This is a genomic window from Nocardioides salsibiostraticola, assembly GCF_054783655.1.
This window is the reverse complement of sequence record NZ_BAAGQD010000011.1, coordinates 43,429-64,436: the sequence shown is the minus strand read 5'-3', so window position 1 is coordinate 64,436 and position 21,008 is coordinate 43,429. Positions and strand designations below refer to the sequence as shown.

16 protein-coding genes are annotated in these 21,008 nt (G+C 68.4%); 8 read left to right on the top strand and 8 right to left on the bottom strand.

Annotated features, from left to right (window positions below):
- Nucleotides 1-10: 10 nt before the first annotated feature.
- A complete protein-coding gene (locus ACYVLV_RS06665; protein ID WP_460808698.1) occupies nucleotides 11-1,726 on the bottom strand; it encodes a sensor histidine kinase in 1,716 nt (571 codons plus the stop codon).
- Entirely contained in the window at nucleotides 1,723-3,573 is a 1,851-nt protein-coding gene (locus ACYVLV_RS06660; protein ID WP_460808696.1) for a sensor histidine kinase, read from the bottom strand. The genes ACYVLV_RS06665 and ACYVLV_RS06660 overlap by 4 nt, the downstream gene beginning before the upstream one ends.
- 121 nt (nucleotides 3,574-3,694) lie before the next feature.
- On the opposite strand from ACYVLV_RS06660, the gene purF reads away from it, so the two are divergent.
- The 3 genes from purF (at nucleotide 3,695) to ACYVLV_RS06645 (ending at nucleotide 6,777) form a co-directional block, all read left to right on the top strand.
- On the top strand, nucleotides 3,695-5,266 hold the full coding sequence (gene purF / locus ACYVLV_RS06655) for an amidophosphoribosyltransferase (protein ID WP_460808693.1): 1,572 nt from the start codon (nucleotides 3,695-3,697) through the stop codon (nucleotides 5,264-5,266).
- 57 nt (nucleotides 5,267-5,323) lie between these two features.
- Nucleotides 5,324-6,397, top strand: a complete 1,074-nt coding sequence (purM, locus tag ACYVLV_RS06650; RefSeq protein ID WP_460808692.1) for a phosphoribosylformylglycinamidine cyclo-ligase — start codon at nucleotides 5,324-5,326, stop codon at nucleotides 6,395-6,397.
- Nucleotides 6,398-6,597: 200 nt separating this feature from the next.
- Nucleotides 6,598-6,777, top strand: coding sequence for a DUF3073 domain-containing protein (locus ACYVLV_RS06645; RefSeq protein WP_460808690.1), 180 nt, complete (start codon nucleotides 6,598-6,600; stop codon nucleotides 6,775-6,777).
- A gap of 102 nt (nucleotides 6,778-6,879) precedes the next feature.
- Here ACYVLV_RS06645 and ACYVLV_RS06640 read toward each other — a convergent pair whose 3' ends face one another.
- Together ACYVLV_RS06640 and ACYVLV_RS06635 are read right to left on the bottom strand one after the other, a co-directional pair.
- Entirely contained in the window at nucleotides 6,880-7,977 is a 1,098-nt protein-coding gene (locus tag ACYVLV_RS06640) for a Glu/Leu/Phe/Val family dehydrogenase (RefSeq protein WP_460808689.1), read from the bottom strand.
- Between the two features lie 141 nt (nucleotides 7,978-8,118).
- On the bottom strand, nucleotides 8,119-11,454 hold the full coding sequence (locus tag ACYVLV_RS06635) for a response regulator (protein ID WP_460808687.1): 3,336 nt from the start codon (nucleotides 11,452-11,454) through the stop codon (nucleotides 8,119-8,121).
- Nucleotides 11,455-11,639: 185 nt separating this feature from the next.
- Here ACYVLV_RS06635 and ACYVLV_RS06630 point away from each other — a divergent pair, with 185 nt between their 5' ends.
- On the top strand, nucleotides 11,640-13,190 hold the full coding sequence (locus tag ACYVLV_RS06630) for an MFS transporter (protein ID WP_460808684.1): 1,551 nt from the start codon (nucleotides 11,640-11,642) through the stop codon (nucleotides 13,188-13,190).
- Nucleotides 13,191-13,343: 153 nt separating this feature from the next.
- Here the strand turns inward: ACYVLV_RS06630 and ACYVLV_RS06625 are convergent, their stop codons facing one another.
- The 3 genes from ACYVLV_RS06625 to ACYVLV_RS06615 form a co-directional block, all read right to left on the bottom strand.
- Nucleotides 13,344-14,000 carry a hypothetical protein gene (locus tag ACYVLV_RS06625; protein WP_460808683.1) on the bottom strand — a complete coding sequence of 219 codons (657 nt, stop codon included), beginning with the start codon at nucleotides 13,998-14,000 and terminating at the stop codon, nucleotides 13,344-13,346.
- A 232-nt stretch (nucleotides 14,001-14,232) separates the two neighbouring features.
- A complete protein-coding gene (locus tag ACYVLV_RS06620) occupies nucleotides 14,233-15,657 on the bottom strand; it encodes a phytoene desaturase family protein (RefSeq protein WP_460808682.1) in 1,425 nt (474 codons plus the stop codon).
- A gap of 29 nt (nucleotides 15,658-15,686) precedes the next feature.
- A complete protein-coding gene (locus ACYVLV_RS06615; protein WP_460808681.1) occupies nucleotides 15,687-17,462 on the bottom strand; it encodes a DUF3556 domain-containing protein in 1,776 nt (591 codons plus the stop codon).
- Nucleotides 17,463-17,780: 318 nt separating this feature from the next.
- Between ACYVLV_RS06615 and ACYVLV_RS06610 the strand changes: the two genes are divergently transcribed.
- Together ACYVLV_RS06610 and ACYVLV_RS06605 are read left to right on the top strand one after the other, a co-directional pair.
- Nucleotides 17,781-18,062 (top strand): hypothetical protein, encoded by a 282-nt coding sequence (locus tag ACYVLV_RS06610; RefSeq protein WP_460808679.1) that lies wholly within the window; start codon nucleotides 17,781-17,783, stop codon nucleotides 18,060-18,062.
- Entirely contained in the window at nucleotides 18,062-18,334 is a 273-nt protein-coding gene (locus ACYVLV_RS06605; protein WP_460808677.1) for a hypothetical protein, read from the top strand. Before ACYVLV_RS06610 ends, ACYVLV_RS06605 begins: the two co-directional genes overlap by 1 nt.
- A gap of 55 nt (nucleotides 18,335-18,389) precedes the next feature.
- Here the strand turns inward: ACYVLV_RS06605 and ACYVLV_RS06600 are convergent, their stop codons facing one another.
- Nucleotides 18,390-19,730 (bottom strand): hypothetical protein, encoded by a 1,341-nt coding sequence (locus ACYVLV_RS06600; protein ID WP_460808676.1) that lies wholly within the window; start codon nucleotides 19,728-19,730, stop codon nucleotides 18,390-18,392.
- Nucleotides 19,731-20,028: 298 nt separating this feature from the next.
- Between ACYVLV_RS06600 and ACYVLV_RS06595 the strand changes: the two genes are divergently transcribed.
- Both ACYVLV_RS06595 and ACYVLV_RS06590 read left to right on the top strand, forming a co-directional pair.
- On the top strand, nucleotides 20,029-20,625 hold the full coding sequence (locus tag ACYVLV_RS06595; RefSeq protein ID WP_460808674.1) for an RNA polymerase sigma factor: 597 nt from the start codon (nucleotides 20,029-20,031) through the stop codon (nucleotides 20,623-20,625).
- Nucleotides 20,622-20,930 (top strand): hypothetical protein, encoded by a 309-nt coding sequence (locus ACYVLV_RS06590; protein ID WP_460808672.1) that lies wholly within the window; start codon nucleotides 20,622-20,624, stop codon nucleotides 20,928-20,930. Before ACYVLV_RS06595 ends, ACYVLV_RS06590 begins: the two co-directional genes overlap by 4 nt.
- Nucleotides 20,931-21,008: the final 78 nt, after the last annotated feature.

The following is a 21,008-nucleotide window of genomic DNA, read 5'->3' as shown; positions in this document are numbered from 1 at the left end:
CCGGGAACTCCTACCGTCGGCCAGCGGCCCTGGCCGACGGTAGGACCACCCGGAAGGTGCTGCCCACCTCGAGGGTCGAGTCGAGTTCGACCCGTCCCAGGTGGCGCTGGACGATCCGCGAGACGATGGCCAGCCCCAGCCCGGTCCCGGGTTGGGACAGCGCGTGAGGGTTGGTGCTGCGGAAGAACTCGGTGAACAACCTCGCCTGATCCTCGGGGCTGATGCCGAATCCCTCGTCGCTGACGACGACCTCGACCTCGTCGTCGCGAGTGACGGTGGTGATGGAGATATGGCCACCGTCCGGGGTGTACTTCACCGCGTTGCTCAGCAGGTTGCTCACCAGCCGGTCCAGTTCGTCGTGGTCGCCCGCGGCGATGGCGGGTCGGCCCGCGTGCGTGATCGACAGTCGTTGACTGCGCTGGTGCAGCGACATCGCGGCCTGCTCGGCCACCTCGATGACGACGCGGTCCAGATCGACCTCGGTGGCCTCCAGTGGGTGCCGAGGGTCGCCGACCCGCGCGAAGGTCAGCAGGTCGTCGACCACCCGGGTGAGGCGTTGGGTGCCCCGCTCGATGACGTCGAGTGAGTGCTGAGCCTCATCGGAGAGGGCCGCATCCCCGGAGGTGAGTTCCACGTGACCGACGATCGCAGCCAGCGGATTGCGCAGGTGATGGGACATCATCGCGATCAGGTCGCTCTTGTAGGCGTCGAGCTCCCGCAGGTCATCGACCAGTTGGCGCTCGGTGTCGAAGGCGCGTGCGTTCAGGACCGCGCGGCCGAGGTCCTGGCCGATCTCGATGACGGTCTTCTCCTCTTCGGCGCTCCAAGCAGCCGAGTCCGGCCCGCGACCCAGGATGAGATGCCCCAGGCACTGGTTGCCGGCGCCAATCGGAGCCAGCAGGGCACGGCCCCAACCGAAAGACTCCATCAGCGCTACCAGCAGGACGTACTCGCGTTCGGAGGTGACCAGAGGATCACGCAGCGACGCGGCGATCTGACCCGCTCGCTCCGCCCGCCACAACTGATGTGACAGACGGTGGATGAGGGTGACGGTCTCATCCGGGGCGTCCAGCCTGGGTGTGCCGGCCTCCGGGAACTCCTCGGTGGGATAGGTGCGGATGCGGGCTACGAGGGCATCGAAACCCCGGGCCAGGGGTGTGGTGCAGTTCTCGAGGGCGGTGTCGAGGTCGAGTTGGGCGCTCGCGGTCCGCACGACCTCGCGAGCGACCTCGGCCAGCCGCAGGTGCTCGTCGGCCCGGGCGAGCTCCTCGGCCCGGCGGATCGCTCGCTGCGCCTGCTCGGCCAACCGGTGGAGCGCGCGGTGCTCCTGAGGATCGTTGAGGTCCTCACCGAAGGAGTGTTCATGCATCGTGAGCACCAGTAGGCCGCGCGGGAGGTCGAACCGATCGGTGAGGGGTCGGTGGATCTGTGCGGCGGAGCCGACGCCCTGCAGCCGGGCGAAGCGCGGTTCGGGGCTGGGCCGAACGTCGACCAGGAGGCTGCGGGCGGTACGGCGGGCTTGGGTGCCGGGGTCGTCGCCGGCGGATCCGATCGCTGCCAGGCGGAAGACGCCCTCGGGGTGGTGGTGACCCCAGACCTCGGCCCGGGTCACGTCGGGAAGGTGGGTCAGCGCGGCGTACAGGGCCACCTCGAGGGCCTCGGTCAGGCCCGCCGGTGGATAGGTGCCGGTGGTCTCGGGCAGCGCTGGGAGCTCGTGTGCACTCATCGTGAGCCTGCGAAGGACGGCGATCCGGCGGGTCGCAACCGGGCCCGCGCCGGAAACGGTGAAGGGGCCGAGACCGGGTCCTCGCGCGGGAGGGTGAGGGTGAAGGTGCTTCCCGATCCCGGCGTCGACACCACATCGATGCGTCCGCCGTGACGCTCGGCGATCCGTCCGGCGATGCTCAGCCCGAGGCCGCTACCCATGATGTCGGTGACGACGGGGTCGGGGGAGCGGAAGAACTCGTTGAAGATCAGGCCCTGCTCCTCCACGGCGATCCCGATGCCGTGATCGGTGACCTCCAGGACGATGTCCTCTCCCCAGCTGCGCAGGGTGACCTCCACCCGCCCGCCGCCGTACCGCGCGGCGTTGTCCAACAGTGCCGCGACCAACCGCTTCAACTCATCGTGGTTGCCCTCGACGATGACCCCGCCGGGGGCGAGCAGTCGGACGGTCGGCGCGTCCTCCTCGCGGACCAGCCGGTCCACGGCGCGGCTGGCGAGTTGGCCCAGATCGACCGACGTCAAGGTGCGATGTGCCCCCGAGTCGACTCGCGCGAGCAGGAGCAGGTCGTCGACCAATCCGGTCAACCGGTGCGCTCCGCGATCCATGGCCGCGACCGACGCCTGGGTCGCGGAGGAGAGGTCCTCGAGGGTCGACAACAGTTCGAGGTGCCCCATGATCGCGGTGAGGGGATTCTTCAACTCGTGCGAGACCGTGGCGATGAGTTGCGACTTGTACGCGTCGAGGCTCTGCAGGTCGGCGATCAGCTGACTCTTCGTCTCGAACGCCCGCGCGTTGAGGATGGCGGCCCCGAGGTCGCGGCCGATGTCGAGGACGCTGGTCGTCTCCAGGCGCGTCCAGCGCGGGTCCTCGGGTCGGCGGGGGAGGACCAGAATGCCGAAGGTGTCCCCACCCGCCCCGAGGGGGACGAACATGACCGAGGCGATGTTCAAGTCGCTCATGAACGCAGTGACGGCCTCGTGATCATCCGGCGAGAGGAACGGGTTGTTCGTGGTGTCGAGGCTGATGACGGCGGCCTCCTGGATGTCCCAGAGCTTCTTTGCTGCGCGTTGGGAGATCAGCACCATCCGACCGGGAATCGTCAGGATCGACCCGTCGGCGAGGATGCCTTCGCCGACCTCGGTGCCGTGCACCTCGAAGACCTGGATCCAGGTCCCCATCGACCCGAAGCCCAGCAGGAGCGGTTCGCGGCACTCCTCGAGCACCCGCTCCAGGGTGGGCTGGCTCGAGGCGGTCCGCACCAGGCGGCGGGCGGCCTCGGTCAGCCGCTCCTGCTGCGCGTGCTGGTCGCGTTCGATGGCCGCCCGTACGGCGCGCTCGGCCTGCTCGGCGTACCGATCCAACAGTTGTCGGGTGGCCGGCCCGGGGCGCAGTCCGTCGAGGGGGATGTCGGTCGACAGCAGTCCGATCAGGCCGCCCTCCTCGGAGTACAGCGGAGCGAAGAACAGGTCATCGGGTTGCCAGGAGTCGGGAAGATCGCGGGGGCGCACATCGGAGCGCCACCCCCACGCCGGTATGTCGAGGCGAACCCGCTCCTGCGGTACGAAATGGAAGCGACCGCGCCGCTCGGCGCGCTCGAGCTCGTCGAGGATCAACGTCGTCGGGGTCCGTGCTCCGAGCAAACGAGCGGCGATCTCGTGGCGATCGCTGGACACGGTCACGGTGGTCATCGTGTCGCCTCGGATGACGTTCACCACGGCCACAGCGAAGCCGACCGTCTCCGTCACCGAGTCGGCAAGTTGCTGGAGGGTCTCGCGAGAGGTGTGATCCGACCACTGGTCGACGTCCATGCGCGTCGTACCCAGATCCCCGTTACCGGTGTGTTCCATCACTCCTCGTGCCTGTTCCGCCCGACGGTCGCACTTCTCCGGCTCGTTCCCATCTTAGTGAACAATCTTGCGGCTGAACGGGAATCGCGCGGTCTGGTCGCGAGTCTCCTAGACTCGGGGCGTGCCCTACCTCAGTACCAGCGGATCTGTGCCATCTCCCCGACCCGCGCGAACCGGTGGCGACGGACGGCTCACCGATGCGTTGGATCCTCAGGACCAGGGTCCCCAGGACGCCTGCGGTGTGTTCGGTGTGTGGGCGCCGGGCGAGGACGTGGCCAAGCTGACGTACTTCGGCCTCTACGCCCTGCAACACCGCGGCCAGGAATCGGCCGGCATCGCGGTGAGTAACGGCCGGCAGATATTGGTCTACAAGGACATGGGGCTGGTCTCCCAGGTCTTCGACGAGACCACCCTGGACTCCCTCAAGGGCCACCTGGCCATCGGGCACTCCCGCTACTCGACGACCGGCGCCAGCACCTGGCAGAACGCCCAGCCCACCTTCCGGCCCTCCTCGGCCGGGTCGATCGCGCTGGGCCACAACGGCAACCTGATCAACACCCACGACCTCGCCCAGCAGGTCGCGGACCTGCCCAGCGAACCGGACCAGCTCGACATCCACGCCCGCGACCTCGAGTCGTCGACCAATGACACCGGTCTGGTCACCGCCCTGCTGGCACACCACCCGAACGGCACCCTCGAGGAGCGCGCCCTAGAGGTCCTGCCGACGATCACCGGGGCCTTCTCCTTCGTCTGGATGAACGAAGACACCCTCTTCGCGGCCCGCGACCCCCAGGGGATCCGTCCGCTCGTCCTGGGCCGGTTGGACCGCGGTTGGGTGGTCGCCAGCGAGGACGCAGCCCTGGCCACCATCGGAGCCAGCGTCGTCCGGGAGGTCGAGCCGGGCGAGATGATCGTGATCGACGAGCAGGGCCTGCGCTCGCACACCTTCGCCGAACCGGCCCGCAAGGGCTGCGTGTTCGAGTACGTCTACCTGGCCCGGCCCGACGCGCGGATCAGCGGCCGCAGCGTGCACGAGGCGCGCGTGGAGATGGGGCGCCTGTTGGCCCGCGAGTTCCCCGTCGACGCAGACATGGTGATGCCCGTCCCGGAGTCCGGCACCCCCGCGGCGTCCGGGTACGCCGAGGAGAGCGGCATCCCGTTCGGCCAGGGCTTCGTCAAGAACGCCTACGTCGGCCGGACCTTCATCCAACCCAGCCAGACCCTGCGCCAGCTCGGTCTGCGGCTGAAGCTCAACGCGCTGGACCACATGATCCGTGGTCGAAAGATCGTGGTCGTCGATGACTCCATCGTTCGCGGGAACACCCAGCGGGCGCAGGTCCGGATGCTGCGCGAGGCGGGCGCCGCCGAGGTGCACGTGCGCATCTCCAGCCCGCCGGTGAAGTGGCCCTGCTTCTACGGCATCGACTTCGCCACCCGCGCGGAGCTGATCGCCAACGGTTTGGACCCCGCGGAGATCGCCGCGAGCGTCGGCGCGGACAGCCTGGGGTACATCTCCCTGGAGAACATGATCGAGGCGACCGCGCAGCCGAAGGAGTCGCTGTGCACGGCCTGCTTCACCGGGGAGTACCCCATCGAGTTGCCCGACGAGAGTCTGCTGGGCAAGCACCTGCTCGAGATGAGCCTGTCCAGCCCGACCCTGGGCAAGGCCCTGCCTGTCCTGAACAACCCGTAAGTCTTCCCGGCTCGCACGAGCCTTCTGACCAGCACCCACCCGAGAAGGGGTTCGACGATGAACGATGCCTACGCCCGTGCCGGGGTCTCCATCGAAGCCGCCGACACGGCGATCGACCTGATGAAGGGCTCGATCGAGCGCGCGCGACGGCCAGAGATGATCGGCGGGCTGGGCGGTTTCGCCGGGCTCTTCGACGCCTCCGCGTTGACGTCGTACAAGCGGCCGATCCTGTCCACCTCGACCGACGGCGTCGGCACCAAGGTGGCGATCGCCCAGGCGATGGACGTCCACGACACCATCGGCATCGATCTGGTCGGGATGGTCGTGGACGACCTGGTGGTCTGTGGCGCCGAGCCGTTGTTCATGACCGACTACATCGCCACCGGCCGGGTGGTGCCCGAACGGATCGCCGCCATCGTCAAAGGCATCGCCGAGGGCTGCATCATGGCGGGCTGTGCGCTGATCGGCGGCGAGACCGCCGAGCACCCGGGTCTGCTGGCCCCCGACGAGTACGACGTCGCCGGCGCGGCCACCGGAGTGGTCGAGGGCGATGACCTGCTCGGTCCCGGTCGGGTCCGACCCGGCGACGCCGTCATCGCCATGCAGTCCAGCGGACTGCACTCCAACGGCTACTCGTTGGTGCGACACGTGCTACTCGCCTCGTCGGCCGACGGGGGAGCGGGCTGGTCGCTGGACCGTGAGGTCGCCGAGCTCGGCCGGACCCTGGGTGAGGAGCTTCTCGAGCCCACCCGGATCTACACCCTGGCCTGCCTGGCCCTCGCGAAGGCGACCGAGGTCCACGCCATGTCACACGTGACCGGTGGTGGACTGGCTGCGAACCTGGCCCGCGTCATGCCCGTCGAGCTCAAGGCCACGATCGAGCGAGGCACCTGGTTGCCCCAACCCGTCTTCGATCTGGTCCGCCACGTCGGATCGATCAGCCAACCCGACCTCGAGGCCACCCTCAACTGCGGGGTCGGGATGCTCGCGATGGTTCCGCCCCATGCCGTGGACGACGCCCTGGCGTCGCTGGAGGCTCACGGCATCAAGTCCTGGGTCGCCGGGGAGATCGCCGCCGACCCGGCCCAGTCCGCCACCGTGGAACTGGTCGGGCAGCACCCCGGCTGGTGATCCCGCCGACAACTGTTCCTCCGGGCCGTTCCTCCGGGATGTTCCTCCGGCCCGGTCCGATGGCGAATTGCTCACATAAGTGGCACCGGGTGTGCGGGAACAGCCAGGTAGCAGGTAGCGTTCACCTCACGAGAATGTAATCCGAGATCAGACCCGGGTGCCACGGTGCCCCGGCCAAGTGTGCGAGGGGGCTGGACCCTATGGGCCGCGGCCGAGCGAAAGCCAAGCAGACCAAGGTCGCTCGCGACCTGAAGTACCGGACTCACGAGACGGACTTCGGGGCTCTGGCGAAGGAACTGCACGGGGAGTCGTCCGAACCCGTCAGCAGTCCCGTCGATACTGACGATCAAGAGGACGAGCCCTACAACGACCTTCGTTGACGGTCCCCTCGGGGACACGGTCAGCGCAGTTCAGGGCAACCTGGCGTTCGGTACTCCAACGTCAGGCTGCCCTGCGAGGCGGTGCTTGGGTCGAGGGCGGTGTCAGGGCAACCAGACACCGCGTAGTCGGCTGACTTCGCGCATCCGCTGTTCCGCGATCCGGTCAGCCGCGATCGCGGGGGCGACACCGTCACGTTCGGCGCGCGCAAAGACGGCACGGGTCGTGTCGTAGATGTGAGTGGCTCGCTCGTGGGCACGGGCGAAGGAGAAGTCACCCTCGCGTTCGTCGGCGACCTGGATGAGACCGCCTGCGTTCACGCAATAGTCGGGGGCGTAGAGGATCCCGCGCTCCTCGAGCGCCTTCTCCACCCCGGGGTGGGCCAGTTGGTTGTTGGCCGCGCCACACACGATGCGCGCGCTGAGGACCTCGACCACCTCGTCGGTCAAGGCCCCACCCAGCGCGCAGGGGGCGTAGATGTCCAGATCGCGGCGAACCAGCGCATCGGCCGATTCCGCGACCTGCACCTCGGGGTGGGCGGCGACGATATCGGCCACCGCGGGGGCGTAGACATCGGTGATGACCACCCGTGCGCCCTCCTCGAGCAGGTGACCGACCAGGTGTCGGCCCACCTTGCCCACCCCGGCGACCCCGACGGTGCGGTCGGCCAGGCTGTCACTACCCCAGGCGGCGTGCGCTGCGGCACGCATGCCCTGGAAGACGCCGTACGCCGTGAGGACCGAGGAGTCCCCGGCCCCGCCATGAGCGGTGGTGCGGCCCGTGACGAAGGCGGTCTCCCTGGCGATGTGGTCCATGTCGGCGGAGAACGTCCCGACGTCACAGGCGGTGTAGTAGCGACCGTTGAGTGACTCCACGAACCGGCCGTAGGCTCGCAGCAGCGGCTCGGACTTGAGGGTCTTGGGGTCCCCGAGGATGACGGCCTTGCCGCCCCCGAGGTCGAGCCCGGCCAGCGCCGCCTTGTAGGACATGCCGCGCGAGAGGTTCAGGACGTCCTCGATCGCGTGCGACGTCGCGGCATACGGGTAGAAGCGGGTCCCGCCCAAGGCTGGGCCCAGCGCCGTGGAGTGGATGGCGATGATGGCGCGCAGGCCGGTGGCGGCGTCGTTCGCGAAGACCACCTGTTCGTGATCGGCGGCGAGCTCGAACAGATCGGGTGCGGTGTGCGGGGATGAGGCAGACATGGATGGTGTCCGTTTCTTCGTCGGATGTCCGGGCGCGTGGGTGGCGATCGGTCTGGTCAGGCCGCAGGGGTGGCGCGGCTCACGCTCCACAGTAGCGCTGCCGGGTGCTTCCGCACACGTTCTGAGGGGCTGGCGGATGGGTCAGTTGGCTGGTGAGGTCGCAGTGCGGGCGTGATCCGACAGCGCCCCCGCGGCCTCCGCCGACACCTGGCGCAATCGGCCCACCAGCTCCGGTACGGCCCCCGTAGCGGGATGGTTGGCGGGGTCGTTGGACGGGTCGCCGGTCTCGGCCGCAGACTCGATGCTTCCCGCCAGCGCACCCAGCCGCATCAGTCCGAGGTTCAGGGCGCTGCCCTTGAGGGCGTGGGCCGCGGACATGGTCGCGGCGGCATCGCCGAGTCCGGCGTCGATCTCGATGCGGCGGACCATCTCGTCCACCCTCGTCAGGAAAGAGCGTCGACCGCGCTCGAAGAACGAGACACCGTCCTTGACGAGCTCGCTGAGTTCGGCGACGCGATCGGGGTCGAGCACCACCGGCTCCGGCGACGCTGCGCTTGGTGGCACCTCGGTGCCCGATGGACCTTCGTGATTGCTCGGGCTGTTCGGGGGGCTGGTGTCGCCCATGGGGCCGCCTGCGGCGACCCCCATCGAGGGGATCCATCTGTGTAGGCACCGGGTCAGTTCTGCGGAGTCGACCGGCTTGGTGAGGAAGTCGCTCATGCCCGCACCCAGGCACCGCTCGCGTTCCCCGGCAAGCACGGAGGCGGTCATGGCCACGATCGGAACCCCGGACTGGCCGTGCTCGAGCCGGGCCGCCTCGTCGGTCCGGATCGCGCGGGTGGCGTCGTACCCGTCCATGCGTGGCATCCGACAATCCATCAGCACCAGGTCGATGTCGTGGTCATCAACGAGGAGGAACTCCAACGCCTGTTGTCCGTCGTCGGCCAGTTCAACCTGGCAGCCCTGTGCTTCGAGAAAACCTGCTGCCACGAGTTGGTTCACCGGGTGGTCGTCGACGATCAGGACCCGGGCGCCGATCGGTGTTGAGTCGGTATCGCGGCCGAGCCCGGGCTGTGGAGGCGGACTCATCAAGCCCCAACTTTCCATCAGGACCCCGTAAAGCACGGTGGAGCGAACGGGTTTGCTCACGTGGGGAACCGTTCGCCCACCGCCGAACAGCAGCGACGAGGCCGGTGGGTCGCCCAGGACCACGGCAGGCCCGTCGTGGCCCAGGCGCACCAGATCCTGCACGAACCGGTCGGTGTCGCCCTCGGGGAGGGTCTGATCCACCAGCACCGCGGCGTATGGCGCATCTTGGGCCGCGGCGGTGCTCAGGGCCGCTGCTCCGGCCTGGGTGTTCGTGACGTGGTCGACGGTGACGCCCCAATCGGCGAGCGTCTGGGTCACCGCCTCGGCGGCCGAGGGGTGGTCCTCGACCAGGAGAACCGTCCGGTTGGCCATCTCGGCTCGAGGGCGCGAGGTGGACTGCGGGTGGTCATGCCGCTGTGCGGGGAGACCCAAGCGAACGGTGAACCAGAAACTACTTCCGGGTTGATCGACCGAGTCGCTGAATCCGATTTCACCGCCGAGTGCCGTGGCCAAGCGCTGAGAGATGGCCAAACCCAGCCCGGTTCCGCCGTGGCGTCTTGTGGTCGAGAGGTCGGCTTGGGTGAAGGGGGCGAAGATGGACTCGCGAGCGGACGGGGGGATCCCGATGCCGGTGTCCGTCACGGTGACCCGCACCAACACGTCGACGGCGTTGAGTTCGTCCACGTCGAGCCGCACCTGGACCTCACCCTGGTCGGTGAACTTGACCGCGTTGTGGCACAGGTTGCTCAGGATCTGCCCGAAACGGACCGAGTCCCCCACCAACGTCGCCGGGACACTCGGGTCCACCTTCACGGTGACCTCGACGCCCTTCTCCGCCGCGGCGGGACCTTGACCCGCTGCCCCCCGCTCGAGCGCATCGCGGACCTGGAACTCGCGCCGCTCCAGCTCCAACATCCCGGACTCGAACTTGGAGAGGTCCAGGATGTCGTTGATGAGCGCCAGCAGGTTCTGGCCGGACTCGCGCAGACCCTCGGCGAGCTGACGTTGCCGATGGTCCAGATGGGTCCCCAGAAGAAGATCGTTCAGACCGATCACGCCGTTCATGGGGGTGCGGATCTCGTGGCTCATGGTGGCCAGGAAGTCCGACTTCATCGCGGAGGCCGCCATCGCCTCGTCGCGGGCGTGGGCTAGGGCGTGCACGGCCTGGGCACGCAGCGCCACGTTCTCGAACTGGCGAGCGATCTGGGAGATCAGTTCGGGGGAGGCCAGGGCTCCGTCGTAATCCTCGATGAGGGTTTCGACCACGGTCATCACTACCCCGTCGACCGCGATCGGCTGCGCGACCAGCACGCCGGTCCCGTCAGCCCAGGGGATCGCCTCCAGCTGGCGTTGCCCGGTGCGCCAGGCGAGTTCGGCGAGCACGAGGTCCAAGCCTGCCAAGGCCTCGGGTTCGAGCCGCGCGTCGACCGCGATGTCGAGGTCTCCCCGGGCCATCGTGTCGCTGCCCGAGTCCCGCAGAAACAGACCCACGGGTTGCCAACCGCTGTCCGGGGAGTTGTTGGCGGCGGAGTATTCCAGGGTCTGGCCCATGGTGGTGGCCTGGTTGGCGGCCTCGGTGAACGCCAGGTGGGCTCGGAGTTGCTGATTGGCCCAGTGAGCCTCGCGTGCGGACTCCTTCAGATCGGTGATGTCCTGCAGGGTGCCGCTGATGGAGACCAGGGCGCCGGTGTCGTCGTGCGAAGCGAAACCACGGGCCCGAGCCCAGCGCACGTCCCCCTCGCCGGTTCGGATGCGGCCCTCCCAGATGAAGGTCTCGCTCTCGCCCGACATCAGCGGTGCCAGGGCCTCCTCGACCGTCTCCTGGTCATCGGGATGGGTGAAGGCGCTCATGGCCTCGAAGGTCGGCACGAACCCGACCGTGGGGGCGCCGTAGATCCGGAAATACTCATCGGTGCCCGTCACCATTCCCGTGGCCATCGTCAGTTCCCAGCTACCCAACTGACCGATCGTCTGGGCTGTGGACAGTTGCTGCTCGCGCGCCGTCAGAGCGTCCAAGAGTCGGCGACGTTCGGTGTATTCGGTCACCCGGTGCAACCACGTGGTGGTCGGCGAACCGTCCGGTTCGATGAACGGGGTCCAGCTGATGAGGGCCCAGAGCTGACTGCCGTCGGGTCGGTGGAGGAGTACCTCGACGTTGTGCTCTCCGGGATCGCCCTGTACTGCGCCGTTGATGTGTCGCAGGAAGTCCACCAGGCCCTGGTCGTCCAGGACGTCGCGCACATGCAATGTGCTCATCGCGTCGGGCGACCTCCCCAGCAGCCGGCCCATGGCCTCGTTGGCGTAGTGCGTGCGCCCCTGGGCGTCCAGCAGCCACAGTCCGTCAGGATTGTTGGTCGCTAGACGCTCGAAGAACTCCGGGCTCGACACCGAGTGGCCCCCTTGTCATAGACCTCGTGATTCAACCTTCCCCCGATGGTGGGCATCGTGCAGTCAAACGGATCAAACGATCCACCTGACTAGAGCGGTCGATGGGGACGTTGCGAGAGAATGCCGTGAAGAGGTGCGCACCCGAGCCTCGAACCCTCCCAGCCTTCGAAGGAGAGCCGAGATCCATGGAGTCGCGCAGGAGGACGCCCGACGCGGAAGGACCCGTCGTGGCCGGACATCAGGTCACGCTCGGTTCGGCCCAGGGTCGCTGGATCCTGACCGCCTCCATCCTCGGCTCAGGGCTGGCGGGCATCGACGCGACGGTCGTGAACGTCGCGCTGCCCGAGATCGGTCGGGCGCTCGACTCACCGTTCTCCGGTCTGCAGTGGACGGTGACGGCGTACACCCTGACGTTGGCCTCCTTCATCCTGCTGGGCGGGTCGCTGGCCGACCGGTTCGGTAGGCGACGGCTTTTCATCATCGGGGTGGTGTGGTTCGCGTCCGCGTCGTTGTTGTGTGGGCTGGCTCCCTCGATCACCACCCTCATCGCCGCGCGGGCTCTGCAGGGGGTGGGTGCGGCGTTGCTGACACCGGGGAGTCTGGCCATGATCCAGGCGTCCTTCGTCCCGGAGGATCGCTCCCGGGCGATCGGCGCCTGGTCGGGGTTGTCCGGGGTGGCCACCGCGATCGGCCCGTTCCTCGGCGGCTGGTTGGTGGAGACCGTCTCCTGGCGGTGGATCTTCCTGATCAACGCACCCCTGGCGGTCGTCGTCGTGGCGTTCGCCCTGCGGCACGTGCCGGAGACCCGGGACCCGGGGGCAGCCACGGTGATCGACGTCCCCGGCGCAGGACTGGGGGTGATGGCTCTCGGAGGTGTGACCTACGCGCTGGTCGAGCAACCCGATCGTGGACTGGGATCGTGGCCGGTGCTGACCGCGGCCGTGCTCGGTGCGTTGGCGATCGTCGGGTTCGTGTTGGTGGAGCGGGGTGCGCGCCATCCGATGCTGCCGCTGACGATGTTCGCCTCCCGCCAGTTCTCCGCGGCCAATCTGGTGACGTTCACGGTCTACGGCGGTCTGGGTGCGGTGTTCTTCCTGTTGCTGATCCAGTTGCAGGTGGTCGGCGGTTTCCGGCCGATCGCGGCGGGGTTGTCGATCCTGCCCATCACGATCGTCATGTTGTTCCTGTCCGCCCGCTCGGGGCAGTTGGCCTATCGGATCGGACCTCGGCTCCAGATGAGCCTCGGACCCGTGGTGTGCGCCGGAGGACTGCTGCTGATGCTCCGCATCGGCCCCGACGCGTCGTACGCCGCGGACGTCCTGCCAGGTGTGCTCGTCTTCGGTCTGGGGTTGGCCGTGTTGGTCGCTCCGTTGACCGCGACAGCCCTGTCGGCCGCTCCCGACGAGCACGCGGGACTGGCCTCGGGGGTCAACAACATGGTCGCTCGGGCGGCCGGGCTGGTGGCCATTGCGGTGCTTCCGGTGGTGGCGGGCATCTCCGGTGCGGACTACGCCGTACCGGACGCCTTCGACGCCGGCTTCGAGCGGGCGATGGTGGCGGCCATGGTCCTGTTGTTGTTCGGTGCCCTGGTTGCCGCCGTCGCGATCTCGAACGACACGCTCGAGATCGAACCGCACGGGGACCCCACCACCCACTGCGGGGTGGGCGATCCTCCGGCCCGGGTCACGCGACCGGAGACGCCGCCTGAGACGGGGGCGGAGTCGGGGGCGAAATGACCAACAGGCCACCGGTGGGGGGAGCGGTGGCCTGCTGACGTTGTGTGGGGGGAGGTCGTACGGGGTGTCGATGCAGCCGATCTGACGGGCGCGCCGGCGTCCCCTGTCTGGGGGTGAGGCGGTTGCAGCTGAGGTGCTGCGGATGGTGAAGGGTCAGGCGGCCTGTCGGACGACCGGACGCCCTTCGTCGGGGTGCTCCTGATCGAGGATCTCGTCGAACATCTCGTCGAGGAGGTCGAGGGTGGCCGGCTCGTCCACGAGGACGGCGGTGCGCCCGGCCTCCATGGTCCAGTCTCCCGGCGCGAAGACCGTCGGGACGGAGATCGAGGGGGTGCGGTGAGTGGCGGCGTTCAGGGTGCGGGGGCTGGCTTGGCGGCGACGGCGCTCGTCGCGATCGGCGCGGACCTGCATCGGGACGTCCTGGGAGGTGGCGAAGGAGGAGATCGCGTCGATCTGCGGGAGGGTGCCGTCCGAGAGATGCGCCAGTGCCTCGTGCTCGCTGATGCGTTCGGCGATCACCTCGCACAGGGTCCGGGCGTCGTACCGCTTGATCCAGGCGAACATCGTGAACGAGGAGTAGCCCAGCTCGACGGCACCGTTGGTGGTGCGAGCGATCTGGTCGATCTCCAAGTCCGATTCGGCCAGCATCCGGTGGATGTCACCGGAGTTGACGACGTGCGGGTTGCGGGAGAGGTAGCGGGCACGGCGAGCGGAATCCATGTCCCGGGTGCGGCTGGTGGCGGGTCCCGAGGTGACGAGCGCGACGGCCGCAGCGGTGATCAGACCGACGATGACGAGTAAGGGGATCATGTTCCCCTCCTTTCGAGGGGGCGGCGGATCGAGTTCGACTGCTGGTGCAGTTTGGGGTGTTCGATTCGCAACCGTGGGGGATGCCGTTGAGAAGTACGCTCTCATGTGGCCAACGGTTTGTCATGTGTTACTCAAAAGTGGATCTATCGGTCTAGACCTGCGGCGTGTTGTTACCGTTTTGTGGATTTCGGGGATCGGGCGAGGCAAAGCGTGTGGAGAACGCCGGGGAAACTCAGTGGGCGAGGTCCCGCAGCGCTGTCTGGGCGGCCAGATACCCGCACATCCCGTGGGCGCCGGCACCCGGGGGAGTCGCGGCGGAGCAGAGGTATGCCCCGGGGACCCCGGTGTTGTAGGGCCGCAGGGTGGGTCGAGGGCGGAATACCAGTTGGAAGGGGTCGTTGGCGCCGGTGACGATGTCGCCCCCCACGTAGTTGGCGTTGTGCTCCTCCATCGCCACAGCGCTCCGGACGTGGGTGGCCAGGATCCGGTCACGGAAGCCCGGAGCGAAACGCTCGATCTGAGCGGTGATGGCCTCGGTGGCGGCGTGGGTGTCGCCGTCGAATCCCGCCGGCACGTGGGCGTAGGCGTAGAGGGGGTGGACGTCCTCGACCGACCGGCTCGGGTCGGCGACGTACTGCTGGCCGACGAGGAGGAACGGCCGATCGGGCATCCGTCCCCGGGCGACGGCGCGCTCGGTGTGGGCCATCTCATCCACGCTGCCGCCGACGTGCACGGTGCCGGCCCGGCGGGACGGTTGGTGGGTCCACGGGACCCCGTCGGCCACGGCGTAGTCGACCTTGAAGGCACCCGGGCCGTGCCGGAAGCGTCGGTAGCCGCGAGCGGCACGACGCGGCATCCGGTCCCCGAGGATGTCGGCCGCAGCGCCGGGGGCGGTGTCGAGCAGGACCAGATCGGGTGCCCCGAGGTCGTCGTACGACGTCACCTCGACGCCGGTCTCGTAGGTGACGCCCAGGCCCTCGCCGAGCCTGACCATGGCCGTGGCGATGGCTTGTGAGCCGCCCTCGGCGACCGGCCACCCGTAGCGGTGCGCCGCGGTGATCAGCGCGACCCCGATGGCGGAGGAAGCCGGGCCGCCGAAGGGCCGCATCGCGTGAGCGGCACCGCCGCCGAAGAGGGCTCGACCCTCGTCGGTGGAGAAGCGTCTGGCCAGTACCGAGGCGGGTAGGGCGGCGTACGCGCCGAAGCGGGCCAGGTGGAGCGGGTGGTCCGGGAGGTGGAGGACCGGTTGGAGGAACTCCTCGGCGATGGTGTCGAAGCGGTCGCTGAGCGAGCCGAACATGCGGGACCAGGCGCGGCCGTCCTCGCCGAGGCCGGCGGCGGTGTCGGCGACCGATTGGTACGCCGCCGCCCCCCGGCCCTCATCGAGGGGGTGGCTGAACTGCACCTCGGGCCAGCGCCATGTCAGTCCCGCCTGAGTCAGGTCGAAGGCGCGGGAGAAGGCGTTGTCCAGGGCGAGGGGGTGAAAGCCCGAGCAGTCGTCGTGGATCAGTCCCGGCAGCGTCAGCTCGCTGGAGCGAACCCCACCGCCCAGGGTGTCGGCGGCCTCCAGAACCCGGACGGAGATGCCGGCGGCGGCGAGGGTGAGCGCGGCGGACAGGCCGTTGGGCCCACTTCCGACGACAACGGCAGTAGTCACCGCACCATCCTTCCCCACGGGCCCATCGATCAACCCAGCGGCGCGGTGAGGCTCGTAACGTTGTGGACCGGATAGTCCTCGCCCATCACCGGCCAGGGCTGACGGGTCAACATCTCGCTGATCAGGACGTCGCCCTCCTCGACCAGGCCGGTGGCGGCGTCGTAGATGCGGTAGTGCTGGGTCTTGCGGTGGATCGGTTGGGACTCCAGGACGACGACCCGCAGGTCACCCTCGGCGAAGTGGCAGCGGTTCTGGATGGCCTCGAGCAGGGTGTGGTTGTGCAGGTGGCCCTCACCGAAGTTCCAGCCGATGGAGGTCCCGGCGACGAACTCGCCGTCGCGGGCGGTGTAGCGGTTGGCGAGGTCGTCGGGGTCGCCGCCGTCCAACCCGAGCGCGCGGGCGCCGAGACCGTTCAGCGCACGGCCCTGGACGTGCAGGGACCGCCACGCCATGCCCTTCTGCATCATGAGGTCGGCGGTCTGAGCGTCGTACAGGGTGGTGAGTTGGTTGATCGGGAGCTTGCTGGGGGACACCAGGTCGGTCTCGAGGCGCTGCTCGGAGTCGTCGCGGAAGAGCCAGAGGCTGGTCGCCCAGTTGCCGGCGTAGTAGCGCATGGCGGGCAGGAACGAGACGAGGTCGGGGCGCAGGTTGCCCAGGATCGGGAGCCCGAGGAGCGCCGGGAGCAGGACGACCAAAAGCAGTGGGTTGTCGAGGTCGTAGATCGTGACCTCGCCGTGGGCGCCGAAGAGGAAGAACAGCGAGACGATGAAGAAGAGGTTCCACTCCAGCGGCACCCCCATCGGGACCGTCGAGATGATGTGGAGGTGGAAGACGGCCATGAAGATCAGGGCCGCCCAGGTCAGCGGTCCGCCCTGACCGATGAAGACCAGGAACAACGGGACCAGGAATTCCACCGTCGTGCCGCCGTGGGCGAGCAGCGCCGGGACCTTGGAGGGGTTGAGGTCGTTCTCGGGGTCGCGGTACATCATCCGTTTGACCGACTTGAGCCGCATCGCCGGACTGTTGCTCATCATCACCGCCACGACGTGCGGGAAGTGGTGGTTGAGCTTCGAGGTCGCCGCACCCCACCACAGGGCCAGCATGACGAGCTTGAAGCCGATGATCTGCACGGTCACCGGGAAGAAGAAGATGAACAGGGTCAGCCAGTACTGCTCACCGCGGGCGGCCAGGAAGATCGTCTTGTCGCGCAGGCCGAGCAGGGCGAGGGTGACGATCAGCGGGACGACGATCGCCGGGTCGATCAGTCCGACCTCACCGCCGACGGCGGTGGAGAGTCGGCCCGGGTCGGGATCGCTGAGCAACGCGACGACACCGGTGGCCAGGACGGCGACGTACAGGCCGACGTCGAGCAGGGTGCGGGAGTCGCCCGCGGTGCCGGGGACGCGGGTGGGCCAGGGTGGCAACCGGATGGTGCCGGGGCGTAGCCAGTAGAGGAACCCACCGGCGGGCGGGAGGAAGCGCAGGGTCAGTGGGCCGAAGCCGCAGCCGATGCCGAGCACCTCGAAGAGCAGGGTGAAGACGACCAGTTTCTGGTAGACGATCGGCTCGTCCCACCAGCTGGTGAATTCGCCCAGGCCTCCGAGACCAGGGGTGAAGGAGATGAGGTACGCCGCGCCGACCAGGTAAGCGGCCATCTTCACGATGTAGAGGATGTAGACGCCCAGGGGCGTGCCGAAGCCGTGCTCCACCCAGTGCCTCGCCAGCGGTTTGAGACGTTCGCCGCGCGGGAGCTTGCTCCACTCGTCGTAGTCGACGTCGGGCAGGTCAGGTGCGATGAACCCCATGGCGGTCTCCTCGAGCTGCGGCGTGGACCCCGGTCGGCCACTCGCTAAGAGTGGACCTTAGTGGCCTGCGTCACAAGATGAACACGTGTCCAGCCCATCCCTCACGAAGTTCGCCAAATGGGGACGCGAAGTTCGTGAAATGGCCCCACGAAGTCCGGCAGATGGGGACGCGAAGTTCGGCAAATGGGGACGCAGGGCGCGGGAGTCGGGATCTCGCGTTCCCATTTCACGAACTTCGTGGGGCCATTTCACGCACTTCGTGGGAGATGAGTACGCGGACGGTGTCGTGACGGATCGATGCTCGGGCAGGGTGGCGACATGGATACCCGGACTCGCACCCGACCGCCGCTGTGGCTTCCCTGGGTCCTGACCCGGATCCTCTTCTTCGCCGTGCTCTCGGTCTGGGTGCTGATCGGAGGACTGCTGCTGGCGGTTCAGCTCAGCGCGGACGAGGACGCCTCCGGCACCATTCGCTGCCCCGACGGCTCCTACCCCGCCTCGGCCGACGTCGACACCCACCGGTGCTTCCGCAACGGAGAGCTTCCGGCCGCAGGCTTCACCGCCGACCCGATGACCGATCACCAGCGCGAGGAGAAATGATGAGCGCCCAAGAGATGAGTGCCAGGGCCTTGCCGAGCCTGACGACCCAGGTCTTGAAGATCGTGGTCACGTTGATCGCCACGGTCGCGATGGTGATCGGTCTGGGCGCGTTCGTGCTGTACGCCTTCAATCCTGTGGGGGACGAGTGGGACTGCTCGCCGGGCGAGTACCCCGCGTCGTACCCCGAGGGTGGGAGCTACTGCGTGCCGAACGGAGAGGTCCCGCAGGACGGGGCGACACCGGATCCTGGGGGCAATCAGCCGCTTGGGTAGTGATTGAAACGCTTGGCTCGCGATTTCCACACACCAGGCGCACGGGATTCACGAGCTAGGCGGTAGTGCCCGGGCCGGGGCTGCGGGCGAAGACCACGTCGCCGTGACTGCCGTACCCGACCACGCGACCGCCGTACGTCGTCCCGTTGAAGCCGACCATCAGGTGGCCGCCGTCGGGGGTGGGGACGAGGGTGGGCCACGGGATGTTCGTCGGGTACGGCGCGTTGAGGGTTCCGATCTCCAGCATGTTGAGGTCGAACACCGGATAGCGCTCCCTCAGCCCGCGCGGGTTGTCCGGCCCGTCGCTGGCCAGCAGGCGCCAAGCACCATCGATCCGCGCGAGGGTCGGGCCCTCGGTGCTCCGACGGTCGGTGGCCGCGCCGCGCAGGGTGAGGTCGTCGAGGGTCGGCCCGGACGCGAGGACGGGGTGGAAACGGAAGAACTTCGAAGCGCTCACGTAGGCCACCAGCCAATCGTCGTCGGTTCGCACCAGGTGCGGGTCCCACACCCCGACGGAGGTCAATCCGTCGGTGGGCAGGGCCAGCGACTGCGTGTCGAGGACGTGCGTGCCGGAGGTCAGGTCCGCGGTCGAGGTGGCGAGGGTTACCTCGACGCTCGCGTCGGTCCGGCGTTGGTCGAAGTCGCCCCAGGTGCTCGTGGTGACGATCCAGCGATCGCCGTCGCGGAGCAGGTGGGCCGCGTGATCCCCGAATACGCCGGCGCGATCCGGGCGCCGGAAGAACAGGTCGGATCGGTGGACCAGTTCCAGGGTCGCGGTGTCCAGCGACCAGACCGAGGTGTGCGCGGTGTCGAAGAAGCCCGGACCGGCGCTGGTCGCGGTCAGCAGGACCGTGCCCGGCTCGCCGGGGACGTCGTACGCCGATCCGTCGGCCTGGGTGACCAGCCGCAGGTCGCGCAGCCCGAGCTGGCCGAAGACTCCGGCGCTCACGTCGGTGACCCCGTCCGCGGATGAGGTCAGGCCGTCGAGCCAGTCCTCGTCGCGTGGGTCGATGGGGACGTCGAGGTCACGGGTGACGTCGACCCGCCCCCGCAAGACCCAGGTCCCCTCGAGGCTCCAGACGCCGAGGTGCGCGCCGGTGAGGGTCAGCCCGATCGCGGTCGGCGGCCGCTCGGGCTTCCCGCTGCGGCGGCCTCGCAGGTGGGTGGTGGCTCCCCGGACGGTCACGTCCAGAGCGAAGCCGTCGTCGTACCTCCCGGTGAGGCGGGTGTCCCCGGAGGTCAGCGTGAGGCTGGTTCCGTCGGGGGTGGGGCCGTCGGCCAACTCGCCGGTGATTCCGACGTACGGCGCCACCGCCCCGTCGAGCCGTGAGCCGGCGTCGGCGCGGAGCAGGGCCACGGGCCGTGCTCGACCGGCGGGCAGGAAGGGAGGCAGCACGGGTCGAGTATGTCGCGGACGGATGCGTGCTGATGGGCCGCGGCTGGAAGGCGATCGCGCTGGCAAGGATCGCCGTCGAGGTCACGTGTGCGACGGGGTTGGCTGCCGAGGTGGGAGCGGAGTTGACGTGCGCGTCAGCGCAGGGCGACGACGTTCCGAGGTGGGCCCGCGCGTCTGAAGTCCCAGGTGACATCTCACCCCTAGGGGGCGTACGCCGCCCTGCGCAAAACTGTACGTTCTGTTGAAGTGCGGTCAGAAAAATCTTCAACCGCAGTTAACGGGATGTGAAGACCTCAGCATGGATACAGGAGAAGCCCTCGGCATTCGCCTCGCCGCCCGCGACGAGACGGCATTGGCGGACATCTACGCGACGTACGGACCGTCGGTGCTGGCGTTTCTGCGTCGTCACGTCGGCTCGAACGAGGCGGAGGATGTCCTGCAGCGGACGTTCTTGGACGTGTGGCGTCACGCCGATCGATACGACCCCGAGAAGCGGTTCAGCGCCTGGCTCTACACGATCGCCCACCGACGCGCGATCGACACCCTGCGCTCGCGGCGCTACAAGGTCGTCGACCTTGAGGCCGTCCGCGACCTCGTGGGGGAGGACGGCCGGGATACGGCCGAACGGTTCGCCGACGCTGCCGATGTCCGCGCCACGCTGTTGAGACTGTCCGAGGTCGATCAAGAGGTGTTGCGGCTCGCCTACTACGAGGGGCTGACCCAGGTCCAGATCGCGAAACGACTCGACCTGCCCCTGGGGACGGTCAAGTCGCGCGTGCTGCGAGCCATGCGTCGGATGGCGACGCTGATGCGCGAGGCGGATGCGGTCGAAACCGGGTCGCCGACAACCGGGCCGCTCACGATGGGAATGCGCGAGAGCAGTCTCGCCGGATGATCGCCCGTGGCCCGGGCGAGACGACCGGGCACCCCGACCTGGCGGCACTGGTTCGGGGCGAAGCCGACAACGACGAGATCCTCGCCGCAGCCGACCATCTGGATCGATGTGCCGGGTGTCGCGGAGACCTGACGCACATCGTCATCGGCCACGCGTTGTTGACTCGGAGTTCGGAGGTCGTGCACGAGGACCGCGCCACCGAGGACGCCCGGTTGGCGTACCTCGCGATCGACATCAGCGTGGAGAGCGACAGCGGCAACCCAGAGCACTCGCCTCGATCGGTGCTGCGCACCGACCACCCCTGACCCCTCGGTTGCGACGATCACCGCGTGCGACATGGGGCCGGTTCGTCGGCGCCGCTACCGGCAGGTGACGCCTACGGA